Source organism: Pseudomonas marincola (genome assembly GCF_900682675.2).
Lineage (GTDB): Bacteria > Pseudomonadota > Gammaproteobacteria > Pseudomonadales > Pseudomonadaceae > Aquipseudomonas > Aquipseudomonas marincola.
Genome location: NZ_LR215729.2, coordinates 567566 through 593336 on the forward strand (window position 1 = coordinate 567566; position 25771 = coordinate 593336).

The 25771-nt window shown below is 54.3% G+C and carries 28 protein-coding genes, 1 tRNA gene and 1 pseudogene; 20 read left to right on the forward strand and 10 right to left on the reverse strand.

Features of this window, described 5'->3' with window-relative positions; genetic code table 11:
• The first annotated feature begins 469 nt into the window (after nt 1-469).
• Together PMYSY11_RS02430 and PMYSY11_RS02435 are read left to right on the forward strand one after the other, a co-directional pair.
• Entirely contained in the window at nt 470-1450 is a 981-nt protein-coding gene (locus PMYSY11_RS02430) for an ImmA/IrrE family metallo-endopeptidase (RefSeq protein ID WP_172970654.1), read from the forward strand.
• Nucleotides 1451-2086 carry a hypothetical protein gene (locus tag PMYSY11_RS02435; RefSeq protein WP_150548215.1) on the forward strand — a complete coding sequence of 212 codons (636 nt, stop codon included), beginning with the start codon at nt 1451-1453 and terminating at the stop codon, nt 2084-2086.
• A gap of 10 nt (nt 2087-2096) precedes the next feature.
• Here PMYSY11_RS02435 and PMYSY11_RS02440 read toward each other — a convergent pair whose 3' ends face one another.
• Both PMYSY11_RS02440 and PMYSY11_RS02445 read right to left on the reverse strand, forming a co-directional pair.
• The gene (locus tag PMYSY11_RS02440) at nt 2097-2663 is read right to left on the reverse strand and encodes a hypothetical protein (RefSeq protein WP_204881720.1); all 567 of its coding nucleotides are present in this window, start codon (nt 2661-2663) and stop codon (nt 2097-2099) included.
• Nucleotides 2664-2719: 56 nt separating this feature from the next.
• Nucleotides 2720-2980 carry a DNA-binding protein gene (locus tag PMYSY11_RS02445; protein ID WP_239655525.1) on the reverse strand — a complete coding sequence of 87 codons (261 nt, stop codon included), beginning with the start codon at nt 2978-2980 and terminating at the stop codon, nt 2720-2722.
• A 348-nt stretch (nt 2981-3328) separates the two neighbouring features.
• Here PMYSY11_RS02445 and PMYSY11_RS02450 point away from each other — a divergent pair, with 348 nt between their 5' ends.
• From PMYSY11_RS02450 to PMYSY11_RS02510, 13 genes are all read left to right on the forward strand, one after another.
• Nucleotides 3329-3484: a hypothetical protein gene (locus PMYSY11_RS02450; protein ID WP_172970655.1), complete on the forward strand. Its 156-nt coding sequence runs from the start codon at nt 3329-3331 to the stop codon at nt 3482-3484.
• An 11-nt stretch (nt 3485-3495) separates the two neighbouring features.
• The gene (locus PMYSY11_RS02455) at nt 3496-3672 is read left to right on the forward strand and encodes an Arc family DNA-binding protein (RefSeq protein WP_150548218.1); all 177 of its coding nucleotides are present in this window, start codon (nt 3496-3498) and stop codon (nt 3670-3672) included.
• A 314-nt stretch (nt 3673-3986) separates the two neighbouring features.
• On the forward strand, nt 3987-4280 hold the full coding sequence (pflM, locus tag PMYSY11_RS02460; RefSeq protein WP_150548219.1) for a lysogeny maintenance protein PflM: 294 nt from the start codon (nt 3987-3989) through the stop codon (nt 4278-4280).
• A 423-nt stretch (nt 4281-4703) separates the two neighbouring features.
• Nucleotides 4704-5060 (forward strand): hypothetical protein, encoded by a 357-nt coding sequence (locus tag PMYSY11_RS02465; RefSeq protein WP_150548220.1) that lies wholly within the window; start codon nt 4704-4706, stop codon nt 5058-5060.
• 203 nt (nt 5061-5263) lie between these two features.
• Complete coding sequence (locus PMYSY11_RS02470) at nt 5264-5482, forward strand: hypothetical protein (protein ID WP_069902042.1); 219 nt, start codon at nt 5264-5266, stop codon at nt 5480-5482.
• Between the two features lie 6 nt (nt 5483-5488).
• Entirely contained in the window at nt 5489-5731 is a 243-nt protein-coding gene (locus PMYSY11_RS02475) for a major capsid protein (RefSeq protein ID WP_150548222.1), read from the forward strand.
• A 151-nt stretch (nt 5732-5882) separates the two neighbouring features.
• Nucleotides 5883-7364: a virulence factor TspB C-terminal domain-related protein gene (locus tag PMYSY11_RS21855; RefSeq protein ID WP_239655527.1), complete on the forward strand. Its 1482-nt coding sequence runs from the start codon at nt 5883-5885 to the stop codon at nt 7362-7364.
• Nucleotides 7364-7690: a DUF2523 domain-containing protein gene (locus PMYSY11_RS02485; RefSeq protein ID WP_150548223.1), complete on the forward strand. Its 327-nt coding sequence runs from the start codon at nt 7364-7366 to the stop codon at nt 7688-7690. The genes PMYSY11_RS21855 and PMYSY11_RS02485 overlap by 1 nt, the downstream gene beginning before the upstream one ends.
• Before the next feature lie 12 nt (nt 7691-7702).
• Nucleotides 7703-8890, forward strand: coding sequence for a zonular occludens toxin domain-containing protein (locus tag PMYSY11_RS02490; RefSeq protein WP_150548224.1), 1188 nt, complete (start codon nt 7703-7705; stop codon nt 8888-8890).
• 143 nt (nt 8891-9033) lie between these two features.
• A complete protein-coding gene (locus PMYSY11_RS02495; RefSeq protein WP_150548225.1) occupies nt 9034-10311 on the forward strand; it encodes a hypothetical protein in 1278 nt (425 codons plus the stop codon).
• Nucleotides 10311-11336, forward strand: coding sequence for a phage integrase (locus PMYSY11_RS02500; RefSeq protein ID WP_150548226.1), 1026 nt, complete (start codon nt 10311-10313; stop codon nt 11334-11336). Before PMYSY11_RS02495 ends, PMYSY11_RS02500 begins: the two co-directional genes overlap by 1 nt.
• 23 nt (nt 11337-11359) lie before the next feature.
• A tRNA-Sec gene (locus PMYSY11_RS02505) sits at nt 11360-11455 on the forward strand.
• 152 nt (nt 11456-11607) lie between these two features.
• Nucleotides 11608-12699: a type I restriction endonuclease gene (locus PMYSY11_RS02510; protein ID WP_150548227.1), complete on the forward strand. Its 1092-nt coding sequence runs from the start codon at nt 11608-11610 to the stop codon at nt 12697-12699.
• Nucleotides 12700-12773: 74 nt separating this feature from the next.
• Here the strand turns inward: PMYSY11_RS02510 and PMYSY11_RS22050 are convergent, their stop codons facing one another.
• From PMYSY11_RS22050 to PMYSY11_RS02520, 3 genes and pseudogenes are all read right to left on the reverse strand, one after another.
• Nucleotides 12774-13529 (reverse strand): methyl-accepting chemotaxis protein, encoded by a 756-nt coding sequence (locus PMYSY11_RS22050; protein ID WP_371850781.1) that lies wholly within the window; start codon nt 13527-13529, stop codon nt 12774-12776.
• Nucleotides 13530-13631: 102 nt separating this feature from the next.
• A pseudogene (locus PMYSY11_RS22055) lies at nt 13632-14387 on the reverse strand (cache domain-containing protein); the annotation flags it as partial.
• Nucleotides 14388-14577: 190 nt separating this feature from the next.
• Nucleotides 14578-15573 carry an alpha/beta fold hydrolase gene (locus tag PMYSY11_RS02520; RefSeq protein WP_150548228.1) on the reverse strand — a complete coding sequence of 332 codons (996 nt, stop codon included), beginning with the start codon at nt 15571-15573 and terminating at the stop codon, nt 14578-14580.
• Between the two features lie 326 nt (nt 15574-15899).
• On the opposite strand from PMYSY11_RS02520, the gene PMYSY11_RS02525 reads away from it, so the two are divergent.
• On the forward strand, nt 15900-17894 hold the full coding sequence (locus tag PMYSY11_RS02525; RefSeq protein ID WP_150549640.1) for a c-type cytochrome: 1995 nt from the start codon (nt 15900-15902) through the stop codon (nt 17892-17894).
• Nucleotides 17895-17951: 57 nt separating this feature from the next.
• Here PMYSY11_RS02525 and PMYSY11_RS02530 read toward each other — a convergent pair whose 3' ends face one another.
• From PMYSY11_RS02530 to PMYSY11_RS02540, 3 genes are all read right to left on the reverse strand, one after another.
• The gene (locus PMYSY11_RS02530) at nt 17952-18293 is read right to left on the reverse strand and encodes an FKBP-type peptidyl-prolyl cis-trans isomerase (protein WP_069902508.1); all 342 of its coding nucleotides are present in this window, start codon (nt 18291-18293) and stop codon (nt 17952-17954) included.
• Between the two features lie 182 nt (nt 18294-18475).
• On the reverse strand, nt 18476-18946 hold the full coding sequence (locus PMYSY11_RS02535; RefSeq protein WP_150548229.1) for a glycine cleavage system protein H: 471 nt from the start codon (nt 18944-18946) through the stop codon (nt 18476-18478).
• Complete coding sequence (locus PMYSY11_RS02540; RefSeq protein ID WP_150548230.1) at nt 18943-19317, reverse strand: DsrE family protein; 375 nt, start codon at nt 19315-19317, stop codon at nt 18943-18945. Before PMYSY11_RS02540 ends, PMYSY11_RS02535 begins: the two co-directional genes overlap by 4 nt.
• A gap of 360 nt (nt 19318-19677) precedes the next feature.
• On the opposite strand from PMYSY11_RS02540, the gene osmF reads away from it, so the two are divergent.
• From osmF to PMYSY11_RS02560, 4 genes are read left to right on the forward strand one after another with little or no spacing between them, the layout of a single operon-like run.
• Complete coding sequence (gene osmF / locus PMYSY11_RS02545; RefSeq protein ID WP_150548231.1) at nt 19678-20607, forward strand: glycine betaine ABC transporter substrate-binding protein OsmF; 930 nt, start codon at nt 19678-19680, stop codon at nt 20605-20607.
• A gap of 12 nt (nt 20608-20619) precedes the next feature.
• Nucleotides 20620-21789, forward strand: a complete 1170-nt coding sequence (locus PMYSY11_RS02550; RefSeq protein ID WP_150548232.1) for an ABC transporter permease — start codon at nt 20620-20622, stop codon at nt 21787-21789.
• Nucleotides 21786-22739 (forward strand): ABC transporter ATP-binding protein, encoded by a 954-nt coding sequence (locus PMYSY11_RS02555; protein WP_239655528.1) that lies wholly within the window; start codon nt 21786-21788, stop codon nt 22737-22739. The genes PMYSY11_RS02550 and PMYSY11_RS02555 overlap by 4 nt, the downstream gene beginning before the upstream one ends.
• A 41-nt stretch (nt 22740-22780) precedes the next feature.
• Nucleotides 22781-23494, forward strand: a complete 714-nt coding sequence (locus PMYSY11_RS02560) for an ABC transporter permease (RefSeq protein WP_338051125.1) — start codon at nt 22781-22783, stop codon at nt 23492-23494.
• Nucleotides 23495-23501: 7 nt separating this feature from the next.
• Here the strand turns inward: PMYSY11_RS02560 and PMYSY11_RS02565 are convergent, their stop codons facing one another.
• Entirely contained in the window at nt 23502-24677 is a 1176-nt protein-coding gene (locus PMYSY11_RS02565; protein WP_150548234.1) for a GGDEF domain-containing protein, read from the reverse strand.
• Between the two features lie 185 nt (nt 24678-24862).
• A complete protein-coding gene (locus PMYSY11_RS02570; RefSeq protein WP_150548235.1) occupies nt 24863-25714 on the reverse strand; it encodes a universal stress protein in 852 nt (283 codons plus the stop codon).
• Nucleotides 25715-25771 lie beyond the last annotated feature (57 nt).

The following is a 25771-nucleotide window of genomic DNA, read 5'->3' on the forward strand; positions in this document are numbered from 1 at the left end:
AAACCAAGGGACAAATCGGCTAAACCTGTTACCCACAAGCATATGATCATGGGCTATGCTGATCGGGCGTCGAGCCTCACCAATGCCAGTGCTGCTAAGGAAGGTTTCACAGGTTTAACCCTCAATATGGAAGGCAATCACGCCCGGTGGCGTGGCCGGGCTTCAAATCCTTTTTTAGACTTGTTCGTTGCTGAACTGTTTTGGCCAAAGTCAGTCACTTCGCACATTAGCAGCCTCTGAAATAGTTAGTGATGGTCTTTTATAGGCTTTGATTTCGACATTTATTCGACAGTTTATGGTGGATTTTTTCTGCCTGACTAAGTGTTTTTTTGCATTCCTGTGCGCTTCAACCCTGTGGATAACTTGTTTTTTTTATGATTTCAGGGTAATCTCAGCGTGTAATCATGCTGCTGTTTAATTGTGAGCAGGTGAGCTTTATATATGATCTAATTTTGGTGGAGGGATGAATATGACAGATATTCAGAGCATATACTCCGCCCTGCGAGAGCAAGGACTCACTCGTCAAAAGCTTTCGCACATCCTCCCTGAGTGGCTGACTTCGGATGTTGAGGCAACTCCGTCTGGGGCTCAACAAGTTAAGTTATACTTGGCAAGAGCTCTTAGCCTACGTATCCGCTCAATTAGCGAAACGCCTCCGCGAATTGAGTTTGACCTTCCTGATGAAAGACGCTTCAAACGGTCCGCAAAGACTACAGACGCCGATATAGAGGTAGCAGTTGCGCTGGCGCAGAGCGCCTCTCGTATTGCTCTATCAGCTCTAGAAAAGAATTATGTGCCCCTACCTCCGGCATCTGATATTCGTGCGCACTTGCTAAAGCAAGGTAATCGGTGGGTTGGTCTGACACAGTTAATTGAATATTGCTGGAGTTGTGGCATACCCATCCTGCACCTTGCTACGCCGCTTCTTGGCAAGAAAATGGATGGTATAGCCATGTCTATTAAAGGTCGACCCTCCATTGTTTTATCCAGTAAAAGACAATATGGATATTTGTTATTTCATTTGGCACACGAACTTGGGCACATAGCGTTAGGGCATCTTTCAGATAATGGCGCTATTGTTGATGATGAAATCAAAGAGGGTAACAATGTAGGCGAGCGCGACCTTCAAGAGCTAGAGGCGGATCGTTTTGCTATCGAGTTGCTTACAGGTAATGCTAATACTTGTATAAAACTCCAGCGTAGAGTTAAAGCGCCCGTACTTGCGCGAATGGCCATTGAGTATGGAGAAAATAACCAAATTGATCCTACTCATGTGCTCTTGAATCTCGCGCACAACGACAGAGCCCTCTATCCGCTATGTATCTCTGCGATTAAAAGTATCTCTGATAGTGTCAGCGATCAATCTAGGATTACTAGTTCTGCCGGCAGTCATCTCATTTCAGGCTTGAGTTCTGACAATGAGCACCTGTTGCGGAGTTTGATTGGTTAAATGATCCTGCTCTCGGATAATGATATTTTAGTTAAAATATCCCAGTGTGACTTAATTGAAGAGCTTTTAACTGTTTTTAATTGTCAAGTTTCCGACCTGTATGTGCTCGATTTTGCCAAGCATTCTTTATACTTGAAAGATGCTGATAAATGCATTGGTCGGCGAGTTGGTAATCACCAAGCTTATGATCGGCTATGCGGTTTAGTATATGGTTGTAATGAACTTGGTGTGGCAGAGGAAAATATAGATTTTCTTGAAGAACTTTCCGTAATGGAAAACATGGATTCTGGTGAGCAGGCCCTATTGCTCCATGCATTTGATTTACATAGCGCGGGTCGTGATTTTTATCTTGCTACAGGGGATAAACGAGCGTTATATGGTGTTCTTAACTCTGATTCTGCTATTGCAAAGGATATTCTTGCTCACCGTGTTGAATGTACTGAGTCTTTGATTTTGAAGATTATGAAGATTTATGGTTTTCAGAGTGTCAATCATAAAATTTCATCTGCTATTCCTGTAACCGATCGATTCGATAGTGTGTTGCGTATGGCTTTTGGGCCTGAACGCAGTCAAGAACATGCAATTAGTTGTCTTAATAGTTATATCGAGCCTATTGCTGGATTCATGCGTCCTTAGTGCAAAGTTTTCATTCTCTATAGTTTAGTCCCACATAAGCCTTGCACTGCCTATGTGCAAGACTTCCTTTCTTCACGTGACTACAACGCTGTTCTTTCCTGCTTAACGTTTCCCCAACAATCGTAACCTTCATCTTCTGAGGCGGTTTTGGTTTTTCTACTGGGATCGGCGGGTCGTTGTAGCTCACGACGTTGTAGGCACCGCGGGGAACATAGTTGGCGTCGTTGAAGTTTGTTTGTTTGGCTGGGGCGCTGACTTGTTCGGGTTGCCCTGGTTGGATTGCAGCTGGTGGGGCGGGTTGATCGCGTTTTACTTGTTCTTCGACAATTCTGTCCCAGTCTTTGCTGGGCGTGGTATCGGCGCGGGTAATTTCAGCAACCTGAGCTGGTTTGCTGATTTGTGATTGTGGGTTCGCCAGTGACTTTACGGTTCCGTCTAAATACGCAGAACCGGCCATATGCAGCATGGCCAATGTGAAGCATGTGCCTATTGCTCCAGCGGTGAGCAATCCCTTGGTGTTACCTTTGCGATTACCTGTGCGGATAAAATCTGGGGCGTCGCTCCTATCAGCCTTCATTTCCTATCTCCCTGTCCTTGGGTTGATCCAGCGTCTAGCTACTTTTTCTGTTATCGCTATCCCGCGCTTTGACTGGTCAAGTTTCGATTGGCTTCATCGTACTCGGGGCTTGTTTGACCCTTATCAGGCATTACTTCGCCAGTCATGAGCCACCACCGATACTTCGGGTACAACCTTCCAAGCTGATCTATTTCTTCTGCGCTTATCCTGGCTCGTCCTCTCTTGATGCTCTGCCACCTCACGTACTCCTTGCTGTTTACCTCGGCAAGGTCCTTGAGGCTTGTCGTATCAAGCAATTTAAGAACTCTATCAAGCATTGTGAGGCTCATTACCAAAAACAATTGTATGGACTATTGCCATAATCCGGTTAATTATGGATAGTGTCCATATGGATATATTCCATATTGTTAATCCAACATTGACCAACATAGTGCAGGAAACGACATGGATGTGGAAGCTGCGAACCTCACTCTGAAAGACCTTACGTCTCCGCCGCCGGTTATGCCTTGGCGCGAGTTTGCAAATTGGATCCGAATGCCCGACGACCATCCCACTGTTTGGGGCTGGATTCGTAACGGTTATATCCCGTCCCACAAGGTGGGCAAGCATGTAATGGTCAACGTGTCTCTGTTGACGAGCCAGCTTCTGGAAAAGGAGTGGCTGCTATGAACCTTGTGACTATTGGCACCCTGGCAACGCGCTGTGATGTGCCTTTCGATGTGGCCTATCACTGGGTGCAGTTTGGACAGATTCCTTCTGTAAAGCTGGGCAAGACCCGATATGCCTATCTTGCGGCTTTCCCTAAGCAGCCGAGCGCATAGGAGTAAAGCCAATGAGCCGCCAAGATGCCCAGTTCAAACTCCGATTGCCTGCATCGCTGCGCAATCAACTTGAACAGGCGGCCAAGGCAGCCCGTCGTTCATTAAATGCTGAATTGCTCTTTCGCCTTGAGGCGAGCTTTGAACAGTCCGGCACATCGCTGAATCCAAGGAGTGGACAGCATGAATAACAATCTCCGTTCAAGTCTCTGTGAGCTACTGCGCCTCTGCGAAACCCTTCGCGCTGCTCCTGAACGCTACTCCTATCAGGAACTCATCGACTGTTGCATGAGTGCCCAATCACTAATTGAGGACCTTGATTACGGTCCTGACCCTGCGATTGATCATGCGGCTGGGATTGTGCTGTTTCGGCTCGTTGTAAACGCTTGGGCCAAAGGCATGGATTATCGTTCCGGTATTGCACCTTTCTATGCTGTACCAGGACTAAACGCACCTGCCCGCATTCACCACATCGAGCTAACTGCCGTTGCCGAGGTGACTGAAAATGAGCTTATCCCGCTACAACCTGCCACCACACCCACCAACGTGCGATTGCTCTGTCTGCTGGTCCGCTCACGCAACGGCAAACCACGTGCATTGCCCGTACACGTTGTGCAACGACTGCCAGCCCCGTGGTCTACCTTATCGCAGCAATGGCCGCTGGTACTGCCTACCGGCTTTCACCTGCGAAGCTCACACCCCATCAACCCGTCCGCCGAAGTATTGGTTCACAGTGCAGGACGTCGGAAAGCCAACGCCATTTGTTCCCCTATGGGGTGCAACCTATGAACTCTTATAGCTCGACGGCACCTTCTCACTATTGGATGAATCTGCTTTGGCTGTGGGTGCTTCCATTTGTTGTCGGCGCTACTGCTGCATCACTGGTCACGTATGAAGTGCTAATCGACGGTGCAATGAAAAGCTCCATCGCCGAAGCCGTCCAAGCCTGCAAAGCGCTCGATCATCCCCCCGACAGTACATCGCTGCCTGTGTCCGAGGCTGGTTCGCCAGTCTTGGGCGCAGGTGGCGAAACCAGATGACAAGGGCGCGCCCTTGGTCTTGATCTACGCACACTCCGACTCACGCTTTTAACGAATCAAACGTAACAGCCGCTTCGTGCTGAACGCTCACCGGAAAAACTCACTGTTTGCCGGTGCGGGAAAACTCAGCCCGAAGAAAGGCAAAACCGCGCAATTAAGCGCAATTCAAAGAGGTGGTAAACATGGCTCGTTCAACAATGGAAGTTGCATTTCTCGGCACACAACGGTTCGACGGCGAAAACGGCCAGAAGTACATCAAGATCTTTTACGGCGATGAACCCGACGGCAAAACCGAGCACGGTCTTTCAATCATCGGCATGGCTGCTGATGACGATGTAGCCGATGAAATCTTCCACGCCGGTGCCAAATTCGAACCGCTGCAACTGGTGCGCATCACCTTCGATGTTGCTCGTGGTGGCCAGAACAAAGGCAAAAATCTAGCACTTCACATGGAAGCCGTTGAACGCCCTGGTACGCGTCCAGCTTCCTCACCGGCTGCCAGTACAGCCAAAACACCCGACCCAGCCAAAGCCAACTAACCCGAGGGCATGACCGTGCTTATTGGTGATCGCGTCGTCTGTAACTCCTGCCTGCGCGTGATAGGCCAGCTGTTCAACGTCGCGCCTTATCAATCCGACTTCTTGGCGGATCTGACTCAGCCGCCTTACTACACGGTCTGCCCTGATTGCTCACTTGCTAGCGAGACAGAACCTAAACCCGTCGCTGCCATATCGAGCGACACATGAATTTTCTGGCGTGTGAGGGTGAATGGTCAGCGGGTGCCGATGGCAACCCCATCTGCAGCGGCTCTCTGATCTCCCTCACGCAACAGGAAATGCAGGCCCTAAGCGGCTCTGCACTCACGTGGAGCGAAGTAAGCGAACTGCAGGGCGAAGTGATCACGTTGTTTGCCCTGGTGTTCGGTTTCCTCGTTCTCAAAAAAGTCCTGAATCAAAGGTAAATAACAATGAACCAACTCAAGACTCAGCTGCAAAACACCGCGTCGAACTTCGGTCGCCGCTCCCGCCAACTCACTACCGGCGTTGTCGCCGGTGCAAGTCTTATCGCTGGCTCTGCTTATGCAGCCGTACCGCCAGAGGCCACCGCCGCTTTGGATGAATCCGGTACCGATGTTGGCACCATCGGCTGGGCCGTGTTCTCGGTAATCATTGCGGCCATGGCCTTCAAGTACATGCGTCGCGCCCTGTAATTGCACCTCACCGCACTGTCACCAGTGCCGAAGCAACCAACCCCGCTCCGGCGGGGTTACTTATTCAGGGGAACGTCATGAGTTATGAAATGTATGTCCTGATCGTAACCACACTGGCGTTCGCCATGCTGTTTTTTGGGCGGGTGTGAGGATGAAACGTACCGGTGGTTGGTTCGCAACAGTATTGGTTGCATTGCTGCTTAAACAGCAGACTGCTTTTGCTGTGGATTATTACTGGTCTAACGGTGGTTATAGAGCAGAAAGCCCAGCTGCTGTTTGTGATCTTATTTTGGAAGGCCAAGAAACACGCTTTCCTAATGCTGACCTGGTTAATACGGTCACGATAATCACTGAAATTAATGCCAAGTGCAGCGTTGATTACGCAAGGGGCGGCCCTCACAGCAATGTGACCAATCTAACTCTTCGTCGTTATGGTTCCGGTTGTACTGATCCTAGTGTTTATGATCCTTCTGTTGGCTCATGCATTGCTCCGGATCCGAGTGTGTGTGAACACTCAATCGGCCAGGATGTTAAGTACGAACACCGCTTGGGCGCCTTTACCGGCCAAGGCAAAGTAGGTGGCCGTATTGAGCCACCTCCAAGCGTTTGCAAATCAGGCTGCCAATACGCTTCTAATCAAGGTCCACCCAGCCGGTTATATCGTTTCAAAAGCGGTGATCCGGCTGGTGTCTTCGGTGAGTACACCTATAAGGGCAACGGCCTTGAATGCAAGCAAGGTGAGAACCCCGATCCAGAGGCATCGGACTACGACAAGCCTCAGCCCACCATCGACTCAACGTCTGAATGTGCAGCCAAATACACCGATGCAAACGGTGGTCAGCACACCGACTGCGTAGCGCGTGAACTTGCCATCGAGCCAGGTGATATCGAGTGCGTTGAGTCGGGTGGCGCTGTCGGCACCGTTGGCGGCGAACTGACCTGTATTGCTAAAGACCCTGGACCAAAGCTCACCGATACAAAGACCGAAACCAAAACAACCGAAACCGAAAACTCGGATGGTTCCAGCACTAGCAGCACCGAAACAACCACTACTAAAACCGAGTGCTCTGGCGTCAATGCTTGCAGCACTACAACCACCACCAATAACAACTCATCAAGCACCAATAGCGATGGTTCTAGCGGTGGTGAGTCGGAGTCATGCAGCGGCCCTGGTTGCAAGACTGAGGGCAACACCGAGGAGCCCGCCGAGGAAGAGGAAGAGCCACGCGAAGCCGCAGTTGGTGGTTGTGATGCGGATATTGCGTGCAGTGGCGATCCCATCGACTGCGCCAACCTCAAAAAGCAAAAAGAGCAACTGTGCTTTGCCGAAGAACAGGCTGACTTTCCCGAGCAGCAAGAAGCCATTGCAGGGCTTTTTCAGGGCGAAAAATTTGAAGTCGAAGAAGGTACTGGTGATATCGAGGTGCCATCGTTCGTTAGCCAGGGCACGCGCTTTCTGCCTGCCTCCTGTCCTGCTGCTGAAACCTTGTCGCTAAAGATGGGCGGTGGAAAAACTTTCGCTCTCAGTTACGAACCCCTGTGCCGCGCAGCTACAGATTTGAGCGGCCTCTTTGTGGCTGTCGCCACCATCTTTGCCGCGCTGTATGTCGGGCGCTCTGTAGGAGGTAAATAATGCAGTACTTATTCGTAGCGCATCTGCTCGTCATGATCTTGGGCCCGCTGATAAAAATGGTGCTGCGCATCATTGGGTTCGGCTTTGTTTCCTACATAGGTTTCAACCAGATCATTGGTGCCGGTCAGGACTACATGGTTTCTAAGATGGGTGAGTCAGGCCCGATTATTCAAAACATCTTAGGCCTCGCCAAATTCGATGTGTGCGTGAACATCTTCTTCGCAGCCATCGCCACACGCTTTCTATTAGCCGGTATCGACAAAGCAACTGACCGCAAGCGCAATCAGGTTTGGCGCAAGCCAGGCGGCACCTCAATCGACGCATAAGGATTTGCGACCATGCTGTATATCCGCACGGGTAAGCCTGGACACGGCAAAACACTCAATACACTCAGAGAGGTCGATCAGTCAGCCAAGGATCAAGATCGGGTTGTCTATTACAGCAACATCAACGGCCTCAAGCCTGAGCAAATGCAGGCCAAGTGGTACAGCTTCGATGATCCTGAGCAATGGTTTCATTTACCGCCAGACTCAATCATCGTGGTCGATGAGGCCCAAGGCTGGTTTGCATCGCGTGACCCTCGCGCTCGACCACCGGAACACATCACACGCTTTGAAACCATGCGCCATCAAGGCCACGAAGTTCACCTGGTCACGCAAGATCCGCGTTACCTCGATGTTCACCTACGTCGCCTGTGCAATGGTCATATCCATTACTGGCGCGTCTTCAAATCACAGCAGCTGATTCGCTTTGAATCCGAAGTGGTGGTTGAGAAGGTCGAGGTCAAATCGAGCTTTAAGGATGCCGACAAGAAAACTCTGCGCCTCGATAAACGCTACTTCGGCGCCTACACCAGCACCAACGGTAAACACCATTTTAAGGCAAGGATTCCGACCAAGTTTATCTTGGCCATATTGGTGGTCGCTGTGGCGGGAGTCATGGCTTATCGCGTTTATGAACGATATGAGGAAGGTAAACAGACCGAAGCCGAGCAAGTTGCTCAGGACCAATCTAGCGGCGGTGTAGTTGACCAGGTTAAATCTACGGTGGGTGCTTTCATCAACCCTGTTGCTGGAAGTGGAGAGGCCAGCAAACCGCAAACCGTTGAAGGCTACCTAAAACAGCGAGTCCCCCGCGTCGCAGGCGTTCCGTCATCAGCACCGATCTACGACCCACTCACACAGCCTGCCAGCCATCCGCGCCTTTACTGCATGTCCAGCACCGATCCGAATATCTACGCCAGATCTTTCACACGCATGTCGAGTGCAGTGGTGAACGGCAATCCGACCGTGTGCCAGTGCTACACCCAGCAAGGCTCCAGAGTGGCAACCGAATTCAGGTTCTGCATGAACATCGTAGAAAACGGTTATTTCGATCCGAGCATTCCGGATCGCGCGCCTACTCAGCAGTACGACCAGCAGCCTGCCCAACAACCCTATGGGCCAAACCAAGACAATTACCCAGGGCAACAACCGCAACAAGCCATCACGGTTGTAGGCAGCGAGAAAGAGCGTTTCCTGTGGTGAGCAATCAGGGCGTCGCATCAGCGGTTTGCCACGCCGAGCGAGCCACGAGCCGGCGCGCAAACCGCGGCCTGACGTCCCTGTAGCACGTCATATAAACGAAGAACAAAACAGTCATTACTGGTCAGTATTGGAGATTGCTAAAAGTGACGATTAAAGATCAAGCACGTATAGGCTTTGACGGTTTTCCTTCAAAAAGCGGTCGCATTTTTGTAGACCCGAAGACAGCCAGAATCACCGATTTGTCAGGCGTTCGCCTGCTGCATTGTGGCGTTGATACTGTGCGCCAGTTGTACCAGGGCATGATCCGACCTGAGATCATGGCCATGTTTGATAAAACGGGCGCTCTGGTCGATTTTGCTGGTCAACGCTGGCATTCCGGCCGTGTTGGCAAAGACTCGGGCTACCAGTTCAAGCTGCAAAATGCTGACCTTGGCATCATCCTGCTCATCAAGAACTTCAACGCCAAGCTTGAAAACATCGGTGCACACCTGAAAATTGAAGTGTCACCCCATGCAATCGCCAGCCTGTCGCCTGAGCGCCTGCAGGAGCGTCTTGATTACTACGCTGAGCATGTATTGACTCATGTTGAGCGCAACCAGTGCGCAGTCCATCTGGCGATCGACCTGCAAGGCTGGACGCCTCCCGCTGATATGGTTGCTCGTATGCACTGTCGATCGCGGGCAACGCGCGATATATCAGGCATTAAGGAAATCCAGTGGACGTTGGAGTCTGCTACCTACGGCAAAGGCCAGTCCTTCCTGTTCGGCTCTGCGGGCAGTGTGCAAATCGGCATTTACAACAAGACCCTGCAGGCCCGATCTGCCGACAAACTCGACTATTGGGAGGGCGTCTGGCGTGCCCATGACAGCTTCGATGACGGCGACCCCGAGAATTACAACCCAGCCCAAGACGTATGGCGTGTCGAACTGCGCTACCACCATTCGGTTATCCAGCAATTCGCTACAGGCTCGCATGATCTGAATACTGGTGCGGCTATTGAAACCAACAGCTTTGCAGCTTTCGCACCGCACCTGGACGGCTTGTGGCGCTATGGTCTACGCCAGTTCAAGTTGCTCTGTCGCCCTGGTTACTTTGAACCCATCTGGACGTTGATTCGCGATGACGTGCAGATAGATTTGCCGATTGATTCACTGCTCGGCAACACGGAATACAAACGCAGCTACAAAACCTCGCGAGGCTTCTCCGGAAAGAATGTGGAACTCTTCCTGGGAAACTTCGTAAGCCTGCTAGCACGGGAAAGAGTGGGCGCTAGACGGGCATTTCATCGGCTTAAGGATTGGGAATGCTGGCCGGTGATACGTGACCACTATGCAGCTAAAGGTATGGATGAAGATGCGCTGTATAAGCACATCAAAGGCATCCTTGAGGAACGCCATGTCAGGTGGGGACGGGCCGTCTAATGGCTATCGAGCAGCAACCTGACGGACGTTGGAAAGTCGATATAGAACCCATCAAGGGCAAACGCTTTCGCAAAATATTCAAAACCAAGGGAGAGGCTCAGCGGTTTGAATCCACTTGCAGAGCCAGTTGCATCGATGCGCCAAGTTGGTCACCAAGGCTGAGAGATCGTCGGCGTTTGCTTGAGCTATTAGAGCGGTGGGCTCTTTTGCATGGAAACGCTCTATCAGACTACGCCGGCCGAAAGCTGATAACGCAACGAATGATCGAACGATTAGGCAATCCTGTCGCCCAGTCTTTTACTGCAGTAAATTTTGCAGAGTATCGCGCTAAGCGCTTGGCTGGAGGAATCAGTCGAAAGACAGTGAACAATGAACTGTCGTACCTACGGGCGTTATTTAATTGCCTGATCCAATACAGTGAAATTGATTACCCAAATCCAATTGCCCTGGTCAAACCCTTAAAGCTGCAAGAGGTGGAATTGGCCTATCTGGATCATGAGCAAGTCACCCAGCTATTCACCACACTGGCAAGCATGCAACATGCTCACGTTGAGCTGATATCAACAATATGTCTGGCGACTGGCTGTCGTTGGGGTGAGGCCGAAGGTTTAGTACCTTCGAGGGTAAAGGGTGGGGGTGTTCACTTCATCAACACCAAGTCTAAGCGTCGCCGTTCTATCCCGATCTCATCAGAGCTTGAGGCTCGAATCCTCCAACACTTCAAGCAACATGGACTATTCACCAACTGCCGCAACTCCTTCGATGATGCTGTTCGCAAGGCAGGTTTGGTTTTGCCACCAGGTCAAAAAGCGCATGTGCTTCGTCACACGTTTGCATCGCACTTTATGGCTAATGGTGGAAACATACTTTCGCTGCAGAAAATTCTTGGGCATTCTTCACTTGCGATGACTATGCGTTATGCTCATCTCGCTCCAGGGCACATGCAAGACGTGATTTCGTTCGGCCCTACAAAGCATTTTCGACACATTTTCGACACTTCCAATGGTGTCGGTAAGGAAGCTTAGAAAATTTCCTTATAAATCAATATGGAAGGCAATCACGCCCGGTGGCGTGGCCGGGCTTCAAACCCGGTAGGGGACGGCAGCCGTTCCTAGGTAAGTTCGACTCTTACTGCCTTCCGCCATTTACGCTTCCTTTTCCGTACAAGTCGGCGATCCGTACGTTAGTCCAATCCCTTGAAACTGAACTGCAGTCCTGTTTTGGATTTTTGCTGCAAATCAGTGTGCCTAATTTTCTAGAGGCTAGTATCAGTGGACCTACTACAAGGAGCAGTTTATGGATTTTTTAGAGCGATTGAATACCTTGTCGGCCAAAATACGCCAGCAAGGTGCCTCAATAAAAACGGAAGAAGCCACAAAAAACGCTTTCGTCATGCCATTTATTAACGCTGTCCTTGGGTATGACGTTTTTGATCCGTCTGAGGTGACCCCAGAGTTTGTTTGTGATGTAGGCACTAAAAAGGGTGAAAAAATTGACTACGCAATTCTTAGCGGTGGCGAGGTACAAATTCTAATCGAGTGCAAAAAGATTGGTGAGTCGCTGAGCCTGAATCATGCAAGTCAATTGTTTAGATATTTTCACGTTACTAATGCGCGCATATCGATTTTAACAAATGGTCAGATCTTCAAGTTTTATACTGATTTAGACGCACCGAACAAGATGGATGAAAAACCCTTTCTTGAGTTAGATCTTCTGGATATTGATGAGCATGTGGTTCCAGAACTCCAGAAGCTCACAAAATCTGCTTTCGACGTCGAGTCGATCATTAGTGCTGCGGGTGAATTGAAGTACGTCAGCCAGATTAAGAAAGAAATTGGAAGTCAGCTGACTAATCCAGATGATGAGTTTGTAAAGTTTTTTGCTACTCGAGTTTATGATGGAATGATCACGCAAAAGGTGAGAGACCAGTTCAGCGTTTTGACACGTAAGGCTGCTTCTCAATTTCTTAGTGACCAAGTTAACGACCGCTTGAAGTCTGCCATGAGTGGCGCGGTGATGCCTTCATATGCACTTGAGGCTGCCGGCCCTAAGAACCTGGATAAAGACTCAGAGGATGCTACAGAGGTTGACGATACTCGAATTGTTACCACGCTCGATGAACTAGAAGGCTTTCATATCGTCAAGGCTATAGTTCGCGCAGTTGTTGATGCTAAACGAATTATCCACCGAGATACGCAAAGTTACTTTGGTGTGTTGCTCGATGATAATAATCGTAAGCCCATCTGCCGTCTTCACTTCAATCGGACCCAAAAATATTTAGGTATTTTTGATAATGAGAAAAATGAAATTCGTCATCCGATCGAGACGCTAGACGATATATATGACTTTTCTCAACAATTGAAAGACACAGTGGCTTACTACGATTAGACATGTGCAACTGCCCCAATAACAAAAGACCCGGCACTAGGCCGGGTCTTTTGGTTGAGCTGTTTACCGCTGCGTTATATCTGGAACTGGCCAACCAGTTTTTGCAGGCGGCCGCCGAGGCCGCCTAGTTCGCGGGCGGTGTTGGCGCCTTGGGTGGCGTCGTTGGAGACGACTTCGACGCCTTGGGCGATTTGGTGGACGCTGCGGTTGATCTCTTCGGCGACGGCGGTTTGCTCTTCGGCGGCGCTGGCGATTTGCGCGTTCATTGAGCTGATGGTGCCGATGAGTTCGGCGATGACATCCAGCGATTTGCCGGCCTGATTGGCTTGCTCGGTGGTGTCTTCGCCCATGGCGCTGGCGCGCTGCATGGCTTCTACTGCATCTTCGGTGGTGGTTTGCAGGCGGTCGATCATGCCCTGGATTTCGCCGGTGCTTTGTTGGGTGCGGCTTGCGAGTGCGCGAACCTCGTCGGCGACCACGGCAAAGCCACGGCCTGCTTCACCGGCGCGGGCGGCTTCGATGGCGGCGTTGAGTGCCAGCAGGTTGGTTTGGTCGGCGATGGCGCGGATAACTTCGAGTACGCCGACAATGCCTTGCACGTCTTGGCGCAGGCCATCAATCGAGGCGCTGCTGGTGCGGATTTCGCCGACCAGTTTGTGTGTGCTTTCTACGCTGCGCTCGACCACTTGCTTGGCCGATGCGCCTTCCTGATCGGTTTCGCGGGCGGCGTCTGCAGCGCGCTGGGCGCTGGCGGCAACTTCCTGGGCGGCGGCCGACATTTCGTTGATCGCGGTCGCGACCTGATCGGTCTCGTGGCGTTGGCCTTCCATTGCCTGCTCAGAGCGCTGCGCCTGGCTGGATACTTCGCCGACCAGACCGTGCAATTGCGAGGAGGTCGTCGCGACTTGCTGTACCAGCCCGTGAATTTTCTCAATGAAGCGGTTGAACGATGACGCCAGTTCGCCGAGTTCGTCGTGGCTGTCAACGGGCAGGCGATGATTGAGGTTGCCATCACCGGCGGCCATGTCGTCGAGGTTGCTTTTGATGTGCATCAGCGGGCGCAGAATCGAGCCACTGACGACGCTGGCGAGCAGCCCCATGACCACGAACAGGCCAACGGCTGAGCCGATCATGATCCACAGCAGGCGGTCGATTTGTTCTTCGAATTCGGCACGCGCCGCTTGTACGTCGTTCTCTACGCCGTCGAGGTTGATTGAGGTGCCGAAGGCCATATCCCACTTCGGCAGGTATTCGGCGTAACCGACCTTGGGCACGACCTTGCTGTCTGCGCCGAGCACGAAGCTGTAATCAACAAAGTGGCTGCCGTCTTTACCGGCGGCAACCAGGTTGCGGATGGCGAAGTCGCCGCTGGAGTCTTTGTAGGTTGAGAAGTCCTGGCCAATCTTGTCTTCGGTGTCGCCCTGGAACAGGCGAATGCTGGCACCGTCGTAACCCCAGAAATACCCGTCCTTGCCGTAATTGAGGTGCTTGAGTATTTCGACCGCCTGAGCACGTGCAGCGGTATCGCCTTGGGCAGATTGCTCGTAGAGCGGGGTGATGGCGCGCTTGGCCAGGGTTACGTAGTTTTGAATATTGTTGCGATGTTCGCTGATCAGTTTGCTGCGCGTGTGTTGTTCTTGATCATTGGCGAGGTTTTGCAGGAGGACTACCGAGATCGCACTGATCATCAGGCACAGCAATAAAATGGGCACTAATGTGAGCAGCAGCAGTTTGGTTCGAAGCCGGAGGGACGATAGCACGGCGGTAAATCTCCTAAAAAACCAAGAAGCGAGAAATATCTGACGCCAATTTGTCGACCACTAATTCCGATACTTGAGACTTTCTAGCATTAATTTGCCATCACTCACTTAGAAACCATCATTTCGGGGGTTGTGCTGCCGCCTCGGATCGTTTGTCTGCCGGGTAGTGTTGCCCTAAAAACGCCAGCAACCGGGCGTTGACCTCGGCAGCTTTCTCGCTCTGTATCCAGTGACCGCAGTCGGCCAGTTGATGCTGTTCAAGATTGCTCACCCGGGTTGGCATCTTGCTGATGGTGTAAGCCTCCAGTGTGGCCACCGGGTCTTCCTCGCCGACCATGAACAGCGTCGGTTGGTGGATGACAACATCCTGCAGGAAATCGGTGCGCTGCCAGTTACGCTCGAAGTTGCGATACCAGTTGATCGCGCCTCTGAAACCTTTGTCGGCAAAGGTTTCGACGTACACGGCGAAGTCTTCCGGGGCGCACCATTCGGGTAGCTGTGCGGGCGTCTCGATACCGGCAAACAGTGTTGAGTCCTTGCTGCGCGGTTGCAGCAGTAAGTCACTAGAGCTGGCGCCCTGCATGAATATGCGCAGGCTGCGGGCAATGTCGGCATCCAGTTCCTGCTCGGCAACGCCGGGTTGCTGGAAGTGGACGATGTAGTTGAAACGGTCGCTGAAGACTTCGCGCATAATTTCAATGGCCGGGCGTTTTCCGCGACCGGCAAAGGGTACCGACAGGGTAACCACGGCGCTGATACGTTCCGGCTCAAGTTGCGCCAGGTGCCAGGCAATCATCGCGCCCCAGTCGTGGCCGATCATGCACACGTCGTGCTGGTCGAGTGCGGTCATGCTGGCCTGAATGTCGGCGCAAATGGTCAGCACGTCATAGGCTTCGATGTCTGCCGGTGCGTCGCTGGCGCCATAGCCGCGCATTTCGGGGACGAACACCCGGTAGCCGGCGGCTGTAAGCGCAGGGATCTGCTCGCGCCATGAGTGCCAGCATTCGGGGAAACCGTGCAGCAGCCAAACGGGCCGACCTGTTTCAGGGCCTGCGACGTGCACGCAAAGGCGGATGCCATTTACCGAAAGGAACTGCGTGTGAAGTGCTTGCATGGTTTCGCCCTTAGCTGTGGATAACCCGAACTTAGCAGAGCGGGCCACTCACGCTAAGCAGCATTCATCAGGCGAATAGAGGCTGCTTGCGAGGCGCTGGATGCTCTGGAATGGCTGTTTTGGCGCGCTAATCAATCGTGCAGCGGTTGTTCGTCGGTTTTAACCAGCTCGTATACTCGTGACTGAGGTCAGTCCTTGACAGGCCTGCGCTCTGTAGTCTTTTGTCATTACAGGTTATGGGGCCATTAGGGCGCCTGTGCAGGGACTGACTAAAGGGACGCGCCATGACTTTCATACGGATTTTTCAGACAACGCTGGTTGCGCTGATGATGCTTGCGGCTCATGCGCAAGGCAGTGAAACCGCAGCAGGCGCAGACTCTGCGCAGATCAAGCGCGGGGAATACATTGCCCATCTGGGTGATTGCGTGGCGTGCCACACCGCGCCCGGCGGCAAGCTCATGGCCGGTGGCCTGGAACTGAAAACGCCGATGGGCACTATCTATTCGAGCAACATAACCCCGGACCCTGAAACCGGCATCGGCAAGTACACCTTTGAAGAGTTCGCTCGCGCGATGCGTGAAGGCGTGAATGCTAACGGGCAGAATTTGTACCCGGCGATGCCATATCCGTCTTACGCGAAGATGACGGACGATGACCTCAAGGATTTGTTCGCTTATCTGTTGGGCGGTGTGCCAGCGGTAAACGAGCCGAACATCGACGCAGACATGAGTTTTCCATTCAACCTGCGCTGGGGCTTGATGTTCTGGAACATGGTGTTTGTCGACAGCGAGCCATTCACCCCGGACCCGAACAAGGATGCGGTGGCCAATCGCGGGGCGTATCTGGTGCAGGGCCTGGGGCATTGCGGCTCATGCCATACGCCGCGCGGGTTGGCGTTTCAGGAGAAGGCACTGAGTGATACCGACAGCCGCGGCGAATACTATCTGGCCGGTGAGAATGTCGAAGAATGGCGTGCGTTGAGCCTGCGCAATTTGTGGACGGTCAAAGATACCGTGCAGTTACTGAAGACCGGGCAGAATCGTTTCGCCACTGTGTCCGGCAACATGGTTGATGTGATTCACCACAGTACCCAGCACTTCACTGATGATGATTTGGTGGCGATTGCGACCTATTTGAAGTCGCTGCCGGCGGGTGAAAACGATCTGCCGATGCCGTCAGTTGCCAAGGGGCCGGCAGCATTGCCGGATACATTGTTCAGCAGCCGAGGCGGGTTGGCGTACACGCAATTCTGCGCCGATTGTCACCGCCCTGATGGCGGCGGCGTGCCCGGTATCTTCCCGGCGCTGGCAGGTAACCCGACCACCGCCTCTGAGGTGCCGACGACTCTGTTGCATATCACCCTCACAGGCTGGCAAACGGCCAAGACTGCTGAGCATTCGCGGGTCTACACCATGCCTGGATTCTCGCGGCTGGATGATCAGGAAGTCGCTGAAATTCTCACGTTTATTCGCAGCAATTGGGGCAATAACAGTTCCGCGATATCGGCGGATCAGGTCAAGGAAATGCGCGATCAACTCGACCCGCAGACCACTGATAACTCGACCTTTGAAACACCGCGTCTGGCGAAAATGCTTGATGAGCCGAATGCCGAGCAAGTTGTGCGCGGCATGCGTCTGCATCTGGATACGCGGGCGCTGTTGCCGGATAACGTCGGTGATGTGCTCAACTGCACCAGTTGTCACCTGAATGCCGGCACTGTGGCCGAGGGCTCGCCGTTTGTAGGGCTGAGCTCCAAATTCCCGGCGTATCAGGCGCGCTCCGGCAAGGTGATCACGCTGGAGGAACGGATTAATGGCTGCTTCATGCGCTCGATGAATGGCAAGGCGTTGCCAGTCGATTCAGCTGATATGCAGGCGATGGTCGCGTACTTCGACTGGATGCGCATGAACATCAAACCGGATGACAACATTGAAGGGCGCGGGGTCGGCAAAATTGATACCTCGATCCAGCCGGACATGGCCAACGGCAAAAAGGTCTACGACCAGCAATGCTCGGTCTGTCACGGCAAGGACGGCGAAGGCTTGGCCCGCGCTGACGGTACGCCGATTTATCCACCGCTTTGGGGCGAGCACTCGTTCAACGTGGGGGCCGGTATGGCGCGTACCTACACGGCTGCGGCGTTTGTGAATCGCAATATGCCGGTGGGTTTCCGCGACAAGTTCCCGTTGGGGCAAGGCGGATTGTCGGTGCAGGATTCGGTTGATGTCGCCGCGTACTTTTCTCATCAGCCACGGCCGGATTTCCCGGGCAAAGACAAGGACTGGCCAAAGGATAAAAAACCGGTCGATGCGCGTTACTGATACGCGCTAAGGAAGGTCAGGTACATCAGTCGTGCGATGTACCTGATTGCAGCGTGATTACTCGTCGCGCGTGAGGACTTCGAGCAACTCGATTTCAAAAATCAGATTGGAGTTCGGCTTGATAAACGGGCCGAACTCACTCTCGCCGTAAGCCAGATGCGCCGGTACGAAGAGCTTGCGTTTACCGCCGACCTTCATGCCCATCATACCTTGATCCCAACCCTTGATGACGCGGCCGGTGCCGATCACGCACTGGAAGGGTTTGCCGCGTTGATAGGAGGAGTCAAACACGCGGCCGTCTTCGAGATAGCCGTTGTATTGGGTGGTGATCAACGCGCCTTTGACCACGGCTTTGCCGTCGCCGACCTCGATGTCTTCAACTATCAGTTCTTTGTTCATGATGCGCTCGTGCTCTTGGCTGTCGGGTTACGGTGGTCTGCAGGCTTTCGCTCAGACGAATCGGCGTGCGGTGTGTTTGTCAGCGCGTGTGGCTGAAGGTTCGCCGGCGATTGTATAAACCCTGTGTATTTGAAACTAGGCGAGGCTGGACGATTTTGCCATTCGCCTGTTGTTTGCAGGGCTCAATGCGGATTACCGCGCAGCGCCTGTACGCCATCGTCTTGCGGGTTGTAGTCGTCCAGACGCATGCGTTCGGCAAACGCCTCAGCCGCTGCCTGACCGCTGAGCAAGCGGGCTTGGGTGGCGGGCCAGTCATCCGGCTTGATGCGGATCAGCCAGCCGCTGGCGTAGCAGTCCTTGTTGATCAGCGCGGGGTTGCGCACCACGTTGTGATTGCTGGCCAGCATGATGCCTGCCAGCGGCGAGCGCGCCGATGAGGCTGCCTTGGCGAACTCGACCACACCAAAGCTGCGGTCACACTCGATGTGTGCGTTGTCGCGCTTGGGCGTGAAGGCGAATATCTGCCCGTAGAGTGCACAGCCATAGGCGGTTAGCCCGAGGGTGACACTGCCATCGGGTTCTTCGCGTAACCACAGGTTGTGCTCGGCGGCGTAGAGCAAGTCGTCCGGGAACTCCAGCCCGTTGACGTTCATAGGCTCACGACCCGGTCGTATTCGAGAATCATCTGCGCCAGTTCGCCGCCGCTGGCAATCTCGTCGAGTTCAGGAATCAGGCGTTCGGGTTCAAGCGTAACGCCAGGCGCCCGGCATAACAGAATGCGCACGCCGGCTTGTTTGGCTTGTTGAATGAAGTGCCGAATGGGCTCGCCGCCGGCCACTGCACGCAAGTTTTCGGCCACCTCGGTGATCGCCAGTTGCCCGGCTTCGCCACTGAGAAACAGGGTGACTTCGGCCTCCATGCAGGCCAGCAATGTGGCGGTGTAAAACGGCGCAGCGCAGCGGGCCGGGGTACTCGGGCCGCTGCTGACCAAAACCAATACTCGCTGAACAGGTGTTGCAGTCATGTCAGTCCAAAATCAAGTTCCGGGCGCGTGTGGGCTTGTCCCTGCGCAGGCAGCTTAAGCCTAGCGAGCGGCCCATGCTCTGGCAAATACGCGGCGCTCAGCAGGCGACATAAATCGGCGCTGGTACAGCCTTGAACTAGAGTTGATTAGGGCAGGTGTTAAGGCGCTCAGGCAGGTCCGGGCTAAAGATGTGCCTGGGCCAATAAGGTTGGTCTGCGCGGCCTAGTGTTTTACCCTGCAACGCGTACATGGAGTGTCAGGCTGAAACGCGTCTCGCGGATTCGGCGTATTTGGCATCCTTTATTTCAGTAGTGTGGCCGGTTGTCACGCTCAAGATGTCTAGGTAACAAGGGGTCGTACATGTCATTTTCCGAGGGTTATCGCCGTCGACTAACGCGTCTGGTTGCGGGCGCGTTTTTGTGTCTGGGCATGGGCAGTGCTCATGCGGATGAAGCGGTTGTGGTCTCGTCGAAGATCGACACCGAAGGCGCCGTGCTGGGCCAACTGATTGCGCAAACGCTAAAGCGCGGCGGTGTTCCGGTTAAAGAACGCCTGCAACTCGGCGGCACGAGCATTGTGCGCAACGCCCTGATCGCCGGTGAAATTGATATTTACCCAGAGTACACCGGCAACGGCGCGTTCTTCTTCGACCGTGGCGACAGCCCGGTGTGGAAGGATGCGCAAAAAGCCTATGACACGGTGAAAAAACTCGACGCCGAGGCCAACAAGCTGGTCTGGCTGCAACCGGCAGACGCCAATAACACCTGGGCCATGAGTATTCGTGGAGATGTTGCCCGCGCCAATAAACTGGTCACGCTGGAAGATCTGGCCAAGTACCTGAATGACGGCGGCGAGTTCAAGTTTGCTGCAAGCTCCGAGTTCGTCGAGTCGGCCAGTGCCTTGCCAGCATTTCAGAAAGCCTATGGTTTCAAGCTCAGCCCCGAGCAGCTGGTTATTCTGTCGGGCGGCAACACAGCGGCCACCTTGCGCGCTGCGGCGCTGCAAACCAATGGCGTTAACGGCGCCATGACTTACGGCACTGATGGCGGCCTGAGTGCATTGGATTTGCAGGTGCTGGAAGACACCAAAGGCGTGCAGCCGGTGTATCAGCCAGCGCCTCTGGTGCGCGCCGAGGTGCTGAAGAAATACCCGCAGATCGAAACCTTGCTGGCGCCGGTGTTTGCCAAGCTCAACCTGCAGGTGCTGCAAAAGCTCAATGCCGATGTTGCGGTGAATGGCGCCGACCCGCGACAGGTCGCCACTTTGTTTCTGGACGGCATCAAACCCTGAGTGAGTGGGCTAATGGAGTCTCCCCGCCCGACGCCTAATCGGGTGGTTCTAACCTTGGTGTGCATTGTGCTGGCGGTGTTGCTGCTGGCGGACTTTGCCAGTGTGCAGGCCAATCGCATTGTGCCGGGCCAAGGCCTGGGGTTGTTCAAGGCATTGGGCTCTGTGTGGGCCACCAGCCTGATCGCATGCTTGCTGGCTATTGCCGCGCTGGCTTGGCGGCCCAATCCACTGTGCTATCGAGTAATGCTGGCGCTGGTCGTGCTGCTGTTGTGTCAATTGCCTCTGAGTCTGGCCTGGTTCATTCATCTGCATATCGCTGACGATCAGCCGTACGCGCGGGCGGGCATTGCCGCAGGCGGCTGGACCTTGCTGTTTATCGGCTCTTTGCTGCTTATCGAGTGCCGCCAACGCATGCAGCCCGCGCCCTTTTGGTGGCGTGCGGCCCCGTTGGGTTTGGTGTTGATCAGCGCCTGGCTGATTTATAGCGGCGATCTGGCCGCGTTATCGTTGTTGCGCGAGTACAGCAGCCGCCGTAGTGAGTTCTGGCAGGCGCTTGCCGGGCACCTGAGTCTGGTCGGCGGTGCATTACTTGGCAGCCTGATTATCGGCCTGTTGCTGGCGTGGCTAACGCTGCGAGTGCCGCGTTTGCAGCGGCCAATTTTTGGGCTGCTGAATTTCTTTCAGACCATCCCCAGCCTGGCGTTGTTTGGCTTGCTCATCGCGCCGCTGAGTTATCTGGCCAACAAGTACCCGGTGCTGCAGGGACTCGGTATTCATGGCATTGGTTGGGCGCCGGCGATTATTGCGCTGGTGGCTTACAGCCTGCTACCGGTGGTGCGTAATACCAGTGTCGCGCTCAGCGGGGTAGCGCCTGCAGTTATCGAGTCTGCCCACGGCATGGGCATGAGTTCATGGCAGGTGTTGCGTCAGGTGCGCGTGCCGTTGGCCCTGCCAGTGATTATCGAAGGTATCCGTATCACCACCATTCAGGCCATCGGTCTGGTGGCAGTTGCCGCCCTGATTGGCGCCAGTGGTTTTGGCAGCTTTATCTTTCAGGGGCTGGGGCAGGGGGCAATGGATCTGGTGCTGCTGGGCGCCCTGCCGACAATTTTTCTAGCACTGTTGGCCGACGCACTGTTCAGCGCGCTGGCCAGACACTGCCAACCAGGAGTCCGGGCATGACGCCGACCCCGATGATCGAGTTAAGCCACGTCAGCCGCCTGTTTGATAACGCGGTGGCGGTGGATGATATTTCCCTGCAAATCAACAGCGGCGAATTGTGCGTGATCGTCGGCACGTCGGGGTGCGGCAAATCGACAACCCTGCGCCTGCTGAACAAATTGATCAGCTGCTCCAGCGGCAATATCCGCATCGACGGCGAAGACATTGCCGGGCTCGATGCCAAATTGCTGCGTCGGCGCATGGGCTATGCCATCCAGAACACGGGCTTGTTCCCGCACTGGAGTGTGGAGCGCAATATCGGTGTAGTACCCACGCTGTTGGGCTGGTCGCCGGAGAAGATCAAGGCGCGGGTGCATGAGCTGCTGGAATTGCTGTCGCTGCCTTACGCCGAGTTCGCGCACAAGTTTCCCAGCCAATTGAGCGGTGGTCAGGCGCAGCGGGTTGGGGTTGCCCGGGCGCTGGCGGGCGACCCGGATATTCTGCTGATGGATGAGCCGTTCGGTGCGCTCGACCCGATTACCCGCGACTCACTGCAGAACGAGTTGCTGCGCATTCAATCGCAGATCAACAAGACCATTGTGTTTGTCACCCACGATATTGATGAAGCGCTGAAACTGGCGACGCGGATTGTGGTGATGGACAAGGGCCGTATCGTTCAGCATGACACCCCGGCCAATCTGCTCGATCGTCCGGTGAATGAGTTCGTGCAGAGTCTGCTCGGGCAGAACGAGCGCGGGCTCAAACGTGCCAGTCTGGAACCGGTGAAAACCCACATGCAAGCGCTAAGCGGTGATTTGCCGGAGCATTCGGTGAACGTCGATGACACGCTGCGCCAGGCCATGTCGCTGATGTACTGGCATCGCACCGACATTCTCTGTGTGCGCGATGCCGAGAACCACGCGGTGGGGCTATTGCCCATGCGCGCCTTGCTCGACAGCCCGACTGCATGAGGCCGTTGCTGGCGATGTTGCGCAATGGTTGGGTGCCGCTCATGTGGCTGCTGCTGTTGCTGGTGGCGGTGTTTTCGATGGATCAGTTCGAGGGTTTTTTCCGCCAGATTGAGCCGGATGCCCGTGCGGTAATTTATCAGCGCAGCAGCTTTGCGCAATTGCTGGGTAAGCACCTGCTGATTGTCGGGGCTGCGTCACTAGTGTCGGTTATCGTCGGGGTTGCAGCCGGAATTCTCGCGACACGTCGCTGGGGCCGCGACTTCCTGCCGCTGGTAAGTCAGGTGGCGTCTATCGGGCAGACATTCCCGCCTGTTGCGGTATTGGCATTGGCCGTGCCGCTGCTCGGCTTTGGTAGCCTGCCGACCATATTTGCGCTGGTGCTGTACGGCTTATTGCCGGTGCTGCGCAATACGCTCGCCGGGCTGCAGGATGTTTCACCTACCGTGATCGAAGCGGCGCGGGGCATTGGCATGAGTCCATTGCAGAGCTTGTTCAAGGTCGAATTGCCGCTGGCCAGTGTGGTGATTCTGGCGGGTATTCGCACCTCGGTAACGGTGGCGATTGCCACTGCCGCAATCGGCTCGACCATCGGCGCAAGCACGCTGGGTGATCCGGTGATTGCCGGGTTGGTGAATGGCAACACTGCCTACGTGTTACAGGGCGCTATCTTGATTGGCCTGCTCGCGGTGTTGATCGACAGCATGTTTGAATGTGTGCAGCAGTGGTTTGCTGTACAGCAAGGGCGGGCGCAATAGCTGGCAATTACGCCGGCTCATGATTGCGCTCAGCGGTATCGGGTTTTTGCGGGCGCTTGGGTGATGACATAACGGTGCAGTTGCGGCCGTTGAACTTGGCTTGATACAGCGCCTCGTCAATGCGCCGGACAAACTGATTCGGGCTTGAATCGAGTTCAATCTCCATGCAGCCAACGCCCAAGCTTGAGGTGATGCGGATGGACTGCTCGCCAATCGGCATATCATGCTCACTCAGGGCTTTGCGGAAATTCTCGGCCAGCACATAGGCGTTGTTATGCGAGGTGTTGTGCATGAGCACCGCAAACTCTTCGCCGCCCAAGCGCAGCAGTGTGTCGCTCTCGCGGCGGAAAACATTGCGCATTACATCGGCAAATCCGACCAGGCAGATATCCCCGCACGAATGACCGTAGCGATCATTCACTGACTTGAAATGATCGATATCCAGCATCACCAGCGACAGTGGCACCCCCTGACGTTTGGCGTTGTTCATCATGTTCGCCAGCAGGCTGTCGAACTTCAGCCGATTGCCCAACTGGGTGAGGCTGTCGGTCAGGCTCAGGTGTTTGAGCGCTTCCTGACGTTTGATCAATTTCAACTCGATTGCCAGAGTATGCCGGTACTCGCGGTGGCTGCTGCTGAGCAGCAACAGCAAAAAGCTCAGGTAGAACATCAGTGTGATCAGGGTCGAGAGGTTTTGCTGCCACTGATGCAGCATCACCAGCAAGGTCGGCACATAGAGCATCAGCAGGGCGAGCCGCGCGCGCTTGAGGTTCATTGAGAAGTTGAAGGCGTGAAGAGTGCTGAAGGCGATGGTCATCAGCGTAACCAGTGCCCAGGTTTCATCAAAACTGGGTTGCAGGCGCGCCCACGCAGCCGTTACTCCCCACAAAAAGGCGCTGGCCAGAATGATTGCCCAGTGCAGGTTCAGCCAACGCTTGAGGTTTTGCACTGTCAGCTCTACCGGCAGGGTGTGGCGTTTGCGTAATTGCATCAGGCCGAAAAACAGTACGCCACCGATCAGGCCTGCCAAGGTGTGGTCGCACATGCCCTGGCCTAACAACCAAACCAGCAACCATGCGCTCAGGTAATAGCAGCCGCCGAGCCGGGCTCGGAGTTGGGTGTCTTTGGCTTCACGCCACAATACGAAAACCCGTGGGCTGCTGGGGACGTCGGGCTCATTCATTGGCGTCAAATACTTGTGGTCAATAAGGCGATAACTATGACCACTGTGCTATGACGCTGCTCAGTGCTTTTGTTGTAGTCCCGGCCCAAACTTGTCTTTCTGAACCAAAGTTAGGCTACAGAAAGCGCCAGTTGCGCCGGTGTACCGCCCAACCACAGGTCTGCTGTGATTGGCGGTGCCGTTATCTAGCGCAGTATCAGCAGGGCGCTGGTGCTGGAACGGAGCAAATTGGTCGTGGTGCTGCCGACGAAGAACTGACGGATTCTTGAGTGGCCATAAGCGCCCATCGCCAGCAGGTCGATGTTGTGCTCGGCCTGATACGCGTGCAGAGCCGGTTCAACCTCGCCTGCGACAATCGCCAGATGTACTTCACTGGCTGTCTTGAGCAAGCGATGCTGGGCGGTTTTCAGTTGTTCGCGCGTGGCGTGGCTGTCTGCGCCGACCATTACCAAGTGGCAAGGCAGACCTTTGATTAGCGGGCTGTCGGCGAGCATTTCAACGCTCTTGTGCGCAGTCGCGCTGCCGTCGAACGCCAGCATGATTTGCTGGGGTGCCGTGAACGTGTCGCCAGCCACCAGAATCGGTTTGTGCAGGGTGCGGATTACGCTTTCAAGATGGCCGCCCACCTGATGCTCGGTGCTGGCACTGCGTTCGCCCTGGCGGCCGATGACCAGCAGACGCATCTCGTTTTCGAGTTCGCTGAGGCAGGCGATCAGGTCGCCGTGACGTTGGCGCAACATCGGTTCAGTGATGCCCGCTGCCTGCACGCGGCTTTGCGCCGCCTGAAGAATGATCCGGCCTTCCTCAAGTGCGACCTTGCTGCGCTGCTGATCAAGTGCTGCCAGTTCAGTCAGCAAATGCTCGCGGCTGCCCAAGCCGATAGTGCCGCTGAGATCGCCCGCTTGTGGATAAAGCGTACGGTCGAGAATATGCAGCAGGGTCAGCGGCGCTTGCAGGCGCTGGCTGGCCCATGCTGCGTAATCACAAACGCCTGGCGCTGCGGCTGATCCATCGATACTGGCGAATACTTGGCTCATCTGACGTGTCCTTGTGGTTGGCAGCCGTTTCGGGCTGCGCAGCGTATTTCGCGACTT

What these genes read in the sequence shown, in the direction of transcription:
- PMYSY11_RS02430 (WP_172970654.1), top strand. Translation starts at nt 470, where the DNA reads ATGACAGATATTCAGAGCATATACTCCGCCCTGCGAGAGCAAGGACTC.
- PMYSY11_RS02435 (WP_150548215.1), top strand. Translation starts at nt 1,451, where the DNA reads ATGATCCTGCTCTCGGATAATGATATTTTAGTTAAAATATCCCAGTGT.
- PMYSY11_RS02440 (WP_204881720.1), bottom strand. Translation starts at nt 2,663, where the DNA reads ATGAAGGCTGATAGGAGCGACGCCCCAGATTTTATCCGCACAGGTAAT.
- PMYSY11_RS02445 (WP_239655525.1), bottom strand. Translation starts at nt 2,980, where the DNA reads ATGCTTGATAGAGTTCTTAAATTGCTTGATACGACAAGCCTCAAGGAC.
- PMYSY11_RS02450 (WP_172970655.1), top strand. Translation starts at nt 3,329, where the DNA reads ATGAACCTTGTGACTATTGGCACCCTGGCAACGCGCTGTGATGTGCCT.
- PMYSY11_RS02455 (WP_150548218.1), top strand. Translation starts at nt 3,496, where the DNA reads ATGAGCCGCCAAGATGCCCAGTTCAAACTCCGATTGCCTGCATCGCTG.
- pflM (WP_150548219.1), top strand. Translation starts at nt 3,987, where the DNA reads ATGAGCTTATCCCGCTACAACCTGCCACCACACCCACCAACGTGCGAT.
- PMYSY11_RS02465 (WP_150548220.1), top strand. Translation starts at nt 4,704, where the DNA reads ATGGCTCGTTCAACAATGGAAGTTGCATTTCTCGGCACACAACGGTTC.
- PMYSY11_RS02470 (WP_069902042.1), top strand. Translation starts at nt 5,264, where the DNA reads ATGAATTTTCTGGCGTGTGAGGGTGAATGGTCAGCGGGTGCCGATGGC.
- PMYSY11_RS02475 (WP_150548222.1), top strand. Translation starts at nt 5,489, where the DNA reads ATGAACCAACTCAAGACTCAGCTGCAAAACACCGCGTCGAACTTCGGT.
- PMYSY11_RS21855 (WP_239655527.1), top strand. Translation starts at nt 5,883, where the DNA reads ATGAAACGTACCGGTGGTTGGTTCGCAACAGTATTGGTTGCATTGCTG.
- PMYSY11_RS02485 (WP_150548223.1), top strand. Translation starts at nt 7,364, where the DNA reads ATGCAGTACTTATTCGTAGCGCATCTGCTCGTCATGATCTTGGGCCCG.
- PMYSY11_RS02490 (WP_150548224.1), top strand. Translation starts at nt 7,703, where the DNA reads ATGCTGTATATCCGCACGGGTAAGCCTGGACACGGCAAAACACTCAAT.
- PMYSY11_RS02500 (WP_150548226.1), top strand. Translation starts at nt 10,311, where the DNA reads ATGGCTATCGAGCAGCAACCTGACGGACGTTGGAAAGTCGATATAGAA.
- PMYSY11_RS02510 (WP_150548227.1), top strand. Translation starts at nt 11,608, where the DNA reads ATGGATTTTTTAGAGCGATTGAATACCTTGTCGGCCAAAATACGCCAG.
- PMYSY11_RS22050 (WP_371850781.1), bottom strand. Translation starts at nt 13,529, where the DNA reads ATGGAAGGCCAACGCCACGAGACCGATCAGGTCGCGACCGCGATCAAC.
- PMYSY11_RS02520 (WP_150548228.1), bottom strand. Translation starts at nt 15,573, where the DNA reads ATGCAAGCACTTCACACGCAGTTCCTTTCGGTAAATGGCATCCGCCTT.
- PMYSY11_RS02525 (WP_150549640.1), top strand. Translation starts at nt 15,900, where the DNA reads ATGATGCTTGCGGCTCATGCGCAAGGCAGTGAAACCGCAGCAGGCGCA.
- PMYSY11_RS02530 (WP_069902508.1), bottom strand. Translation starts at nt 18,293, where the DNA reads ATGAACAAAGAACTGATAGTTGAAGACATCGAGGTCGGCGACGGCAAA.
- PMYSY11_RS02535 (WP_150548229.1), bottom strand. Translation starts at nt 18,946, where the DNA reads ATGAACGTCAACGGGCTGGAGTTCCCGGACGACTTGCTCTACGCCGCC.
- PMYSY11_RS02540 (WP_150548230.1), bottom strand. Translation starts at nt 19,317, where the DNA reads ATGACTGCAACACCTGTTCAGCGAGTATTGGTTTTGGTCAGCAGCGGC.
- osmF (WP_150548231.1), top strand. Translation starts at nt 19,678, where the DNA reads ATGTCATTTTCCGAGGGTTATCGCCGTCGACTAACGCGTCTGGTTGCG.
- PMYSY11_RS02550 (WP_150548232.1), top strand. Translation starts at nt 20,620, where the DNA reads ATGGAGTCTCCCCGCCCGACGCCTAATCGGGTGGTTCTAACCTTGGTG.
- PMYSY11_RS02555 (WP_239655528.1), top strand. Translation starts at nt 21,786, where the DNA reads ATGACGCCGACCCCGATGATCGAGTTAAGCCACGTCAGCCGCCTGTTT.
- PMYSY11_RS02560 (WP_338051125.1), top strand. Translation starts at nt 22,781, where the DNA reads ATGTGGCTGCTGCTGTTGCTGGTGGCGGTGTTTTCGATGGATCAGTTC.
- PMYSY11_RS02565 (WP_150548234.1), bottom strand. Translation starts at nt 24,677, where the DNA reads ATGAATGAGCCCGACGTCCCCAGCAGCCCACGGGTTTTCGTATTGTGG.
- PMYSY11_RS02570 (WP_150548235.1), bottom strand. Translation starts at nt 25,714, where the DNA reads ATGAGCCAAGTATTCGCCAGTATCGATGGATCAGCCGCAGCGCCAGGC.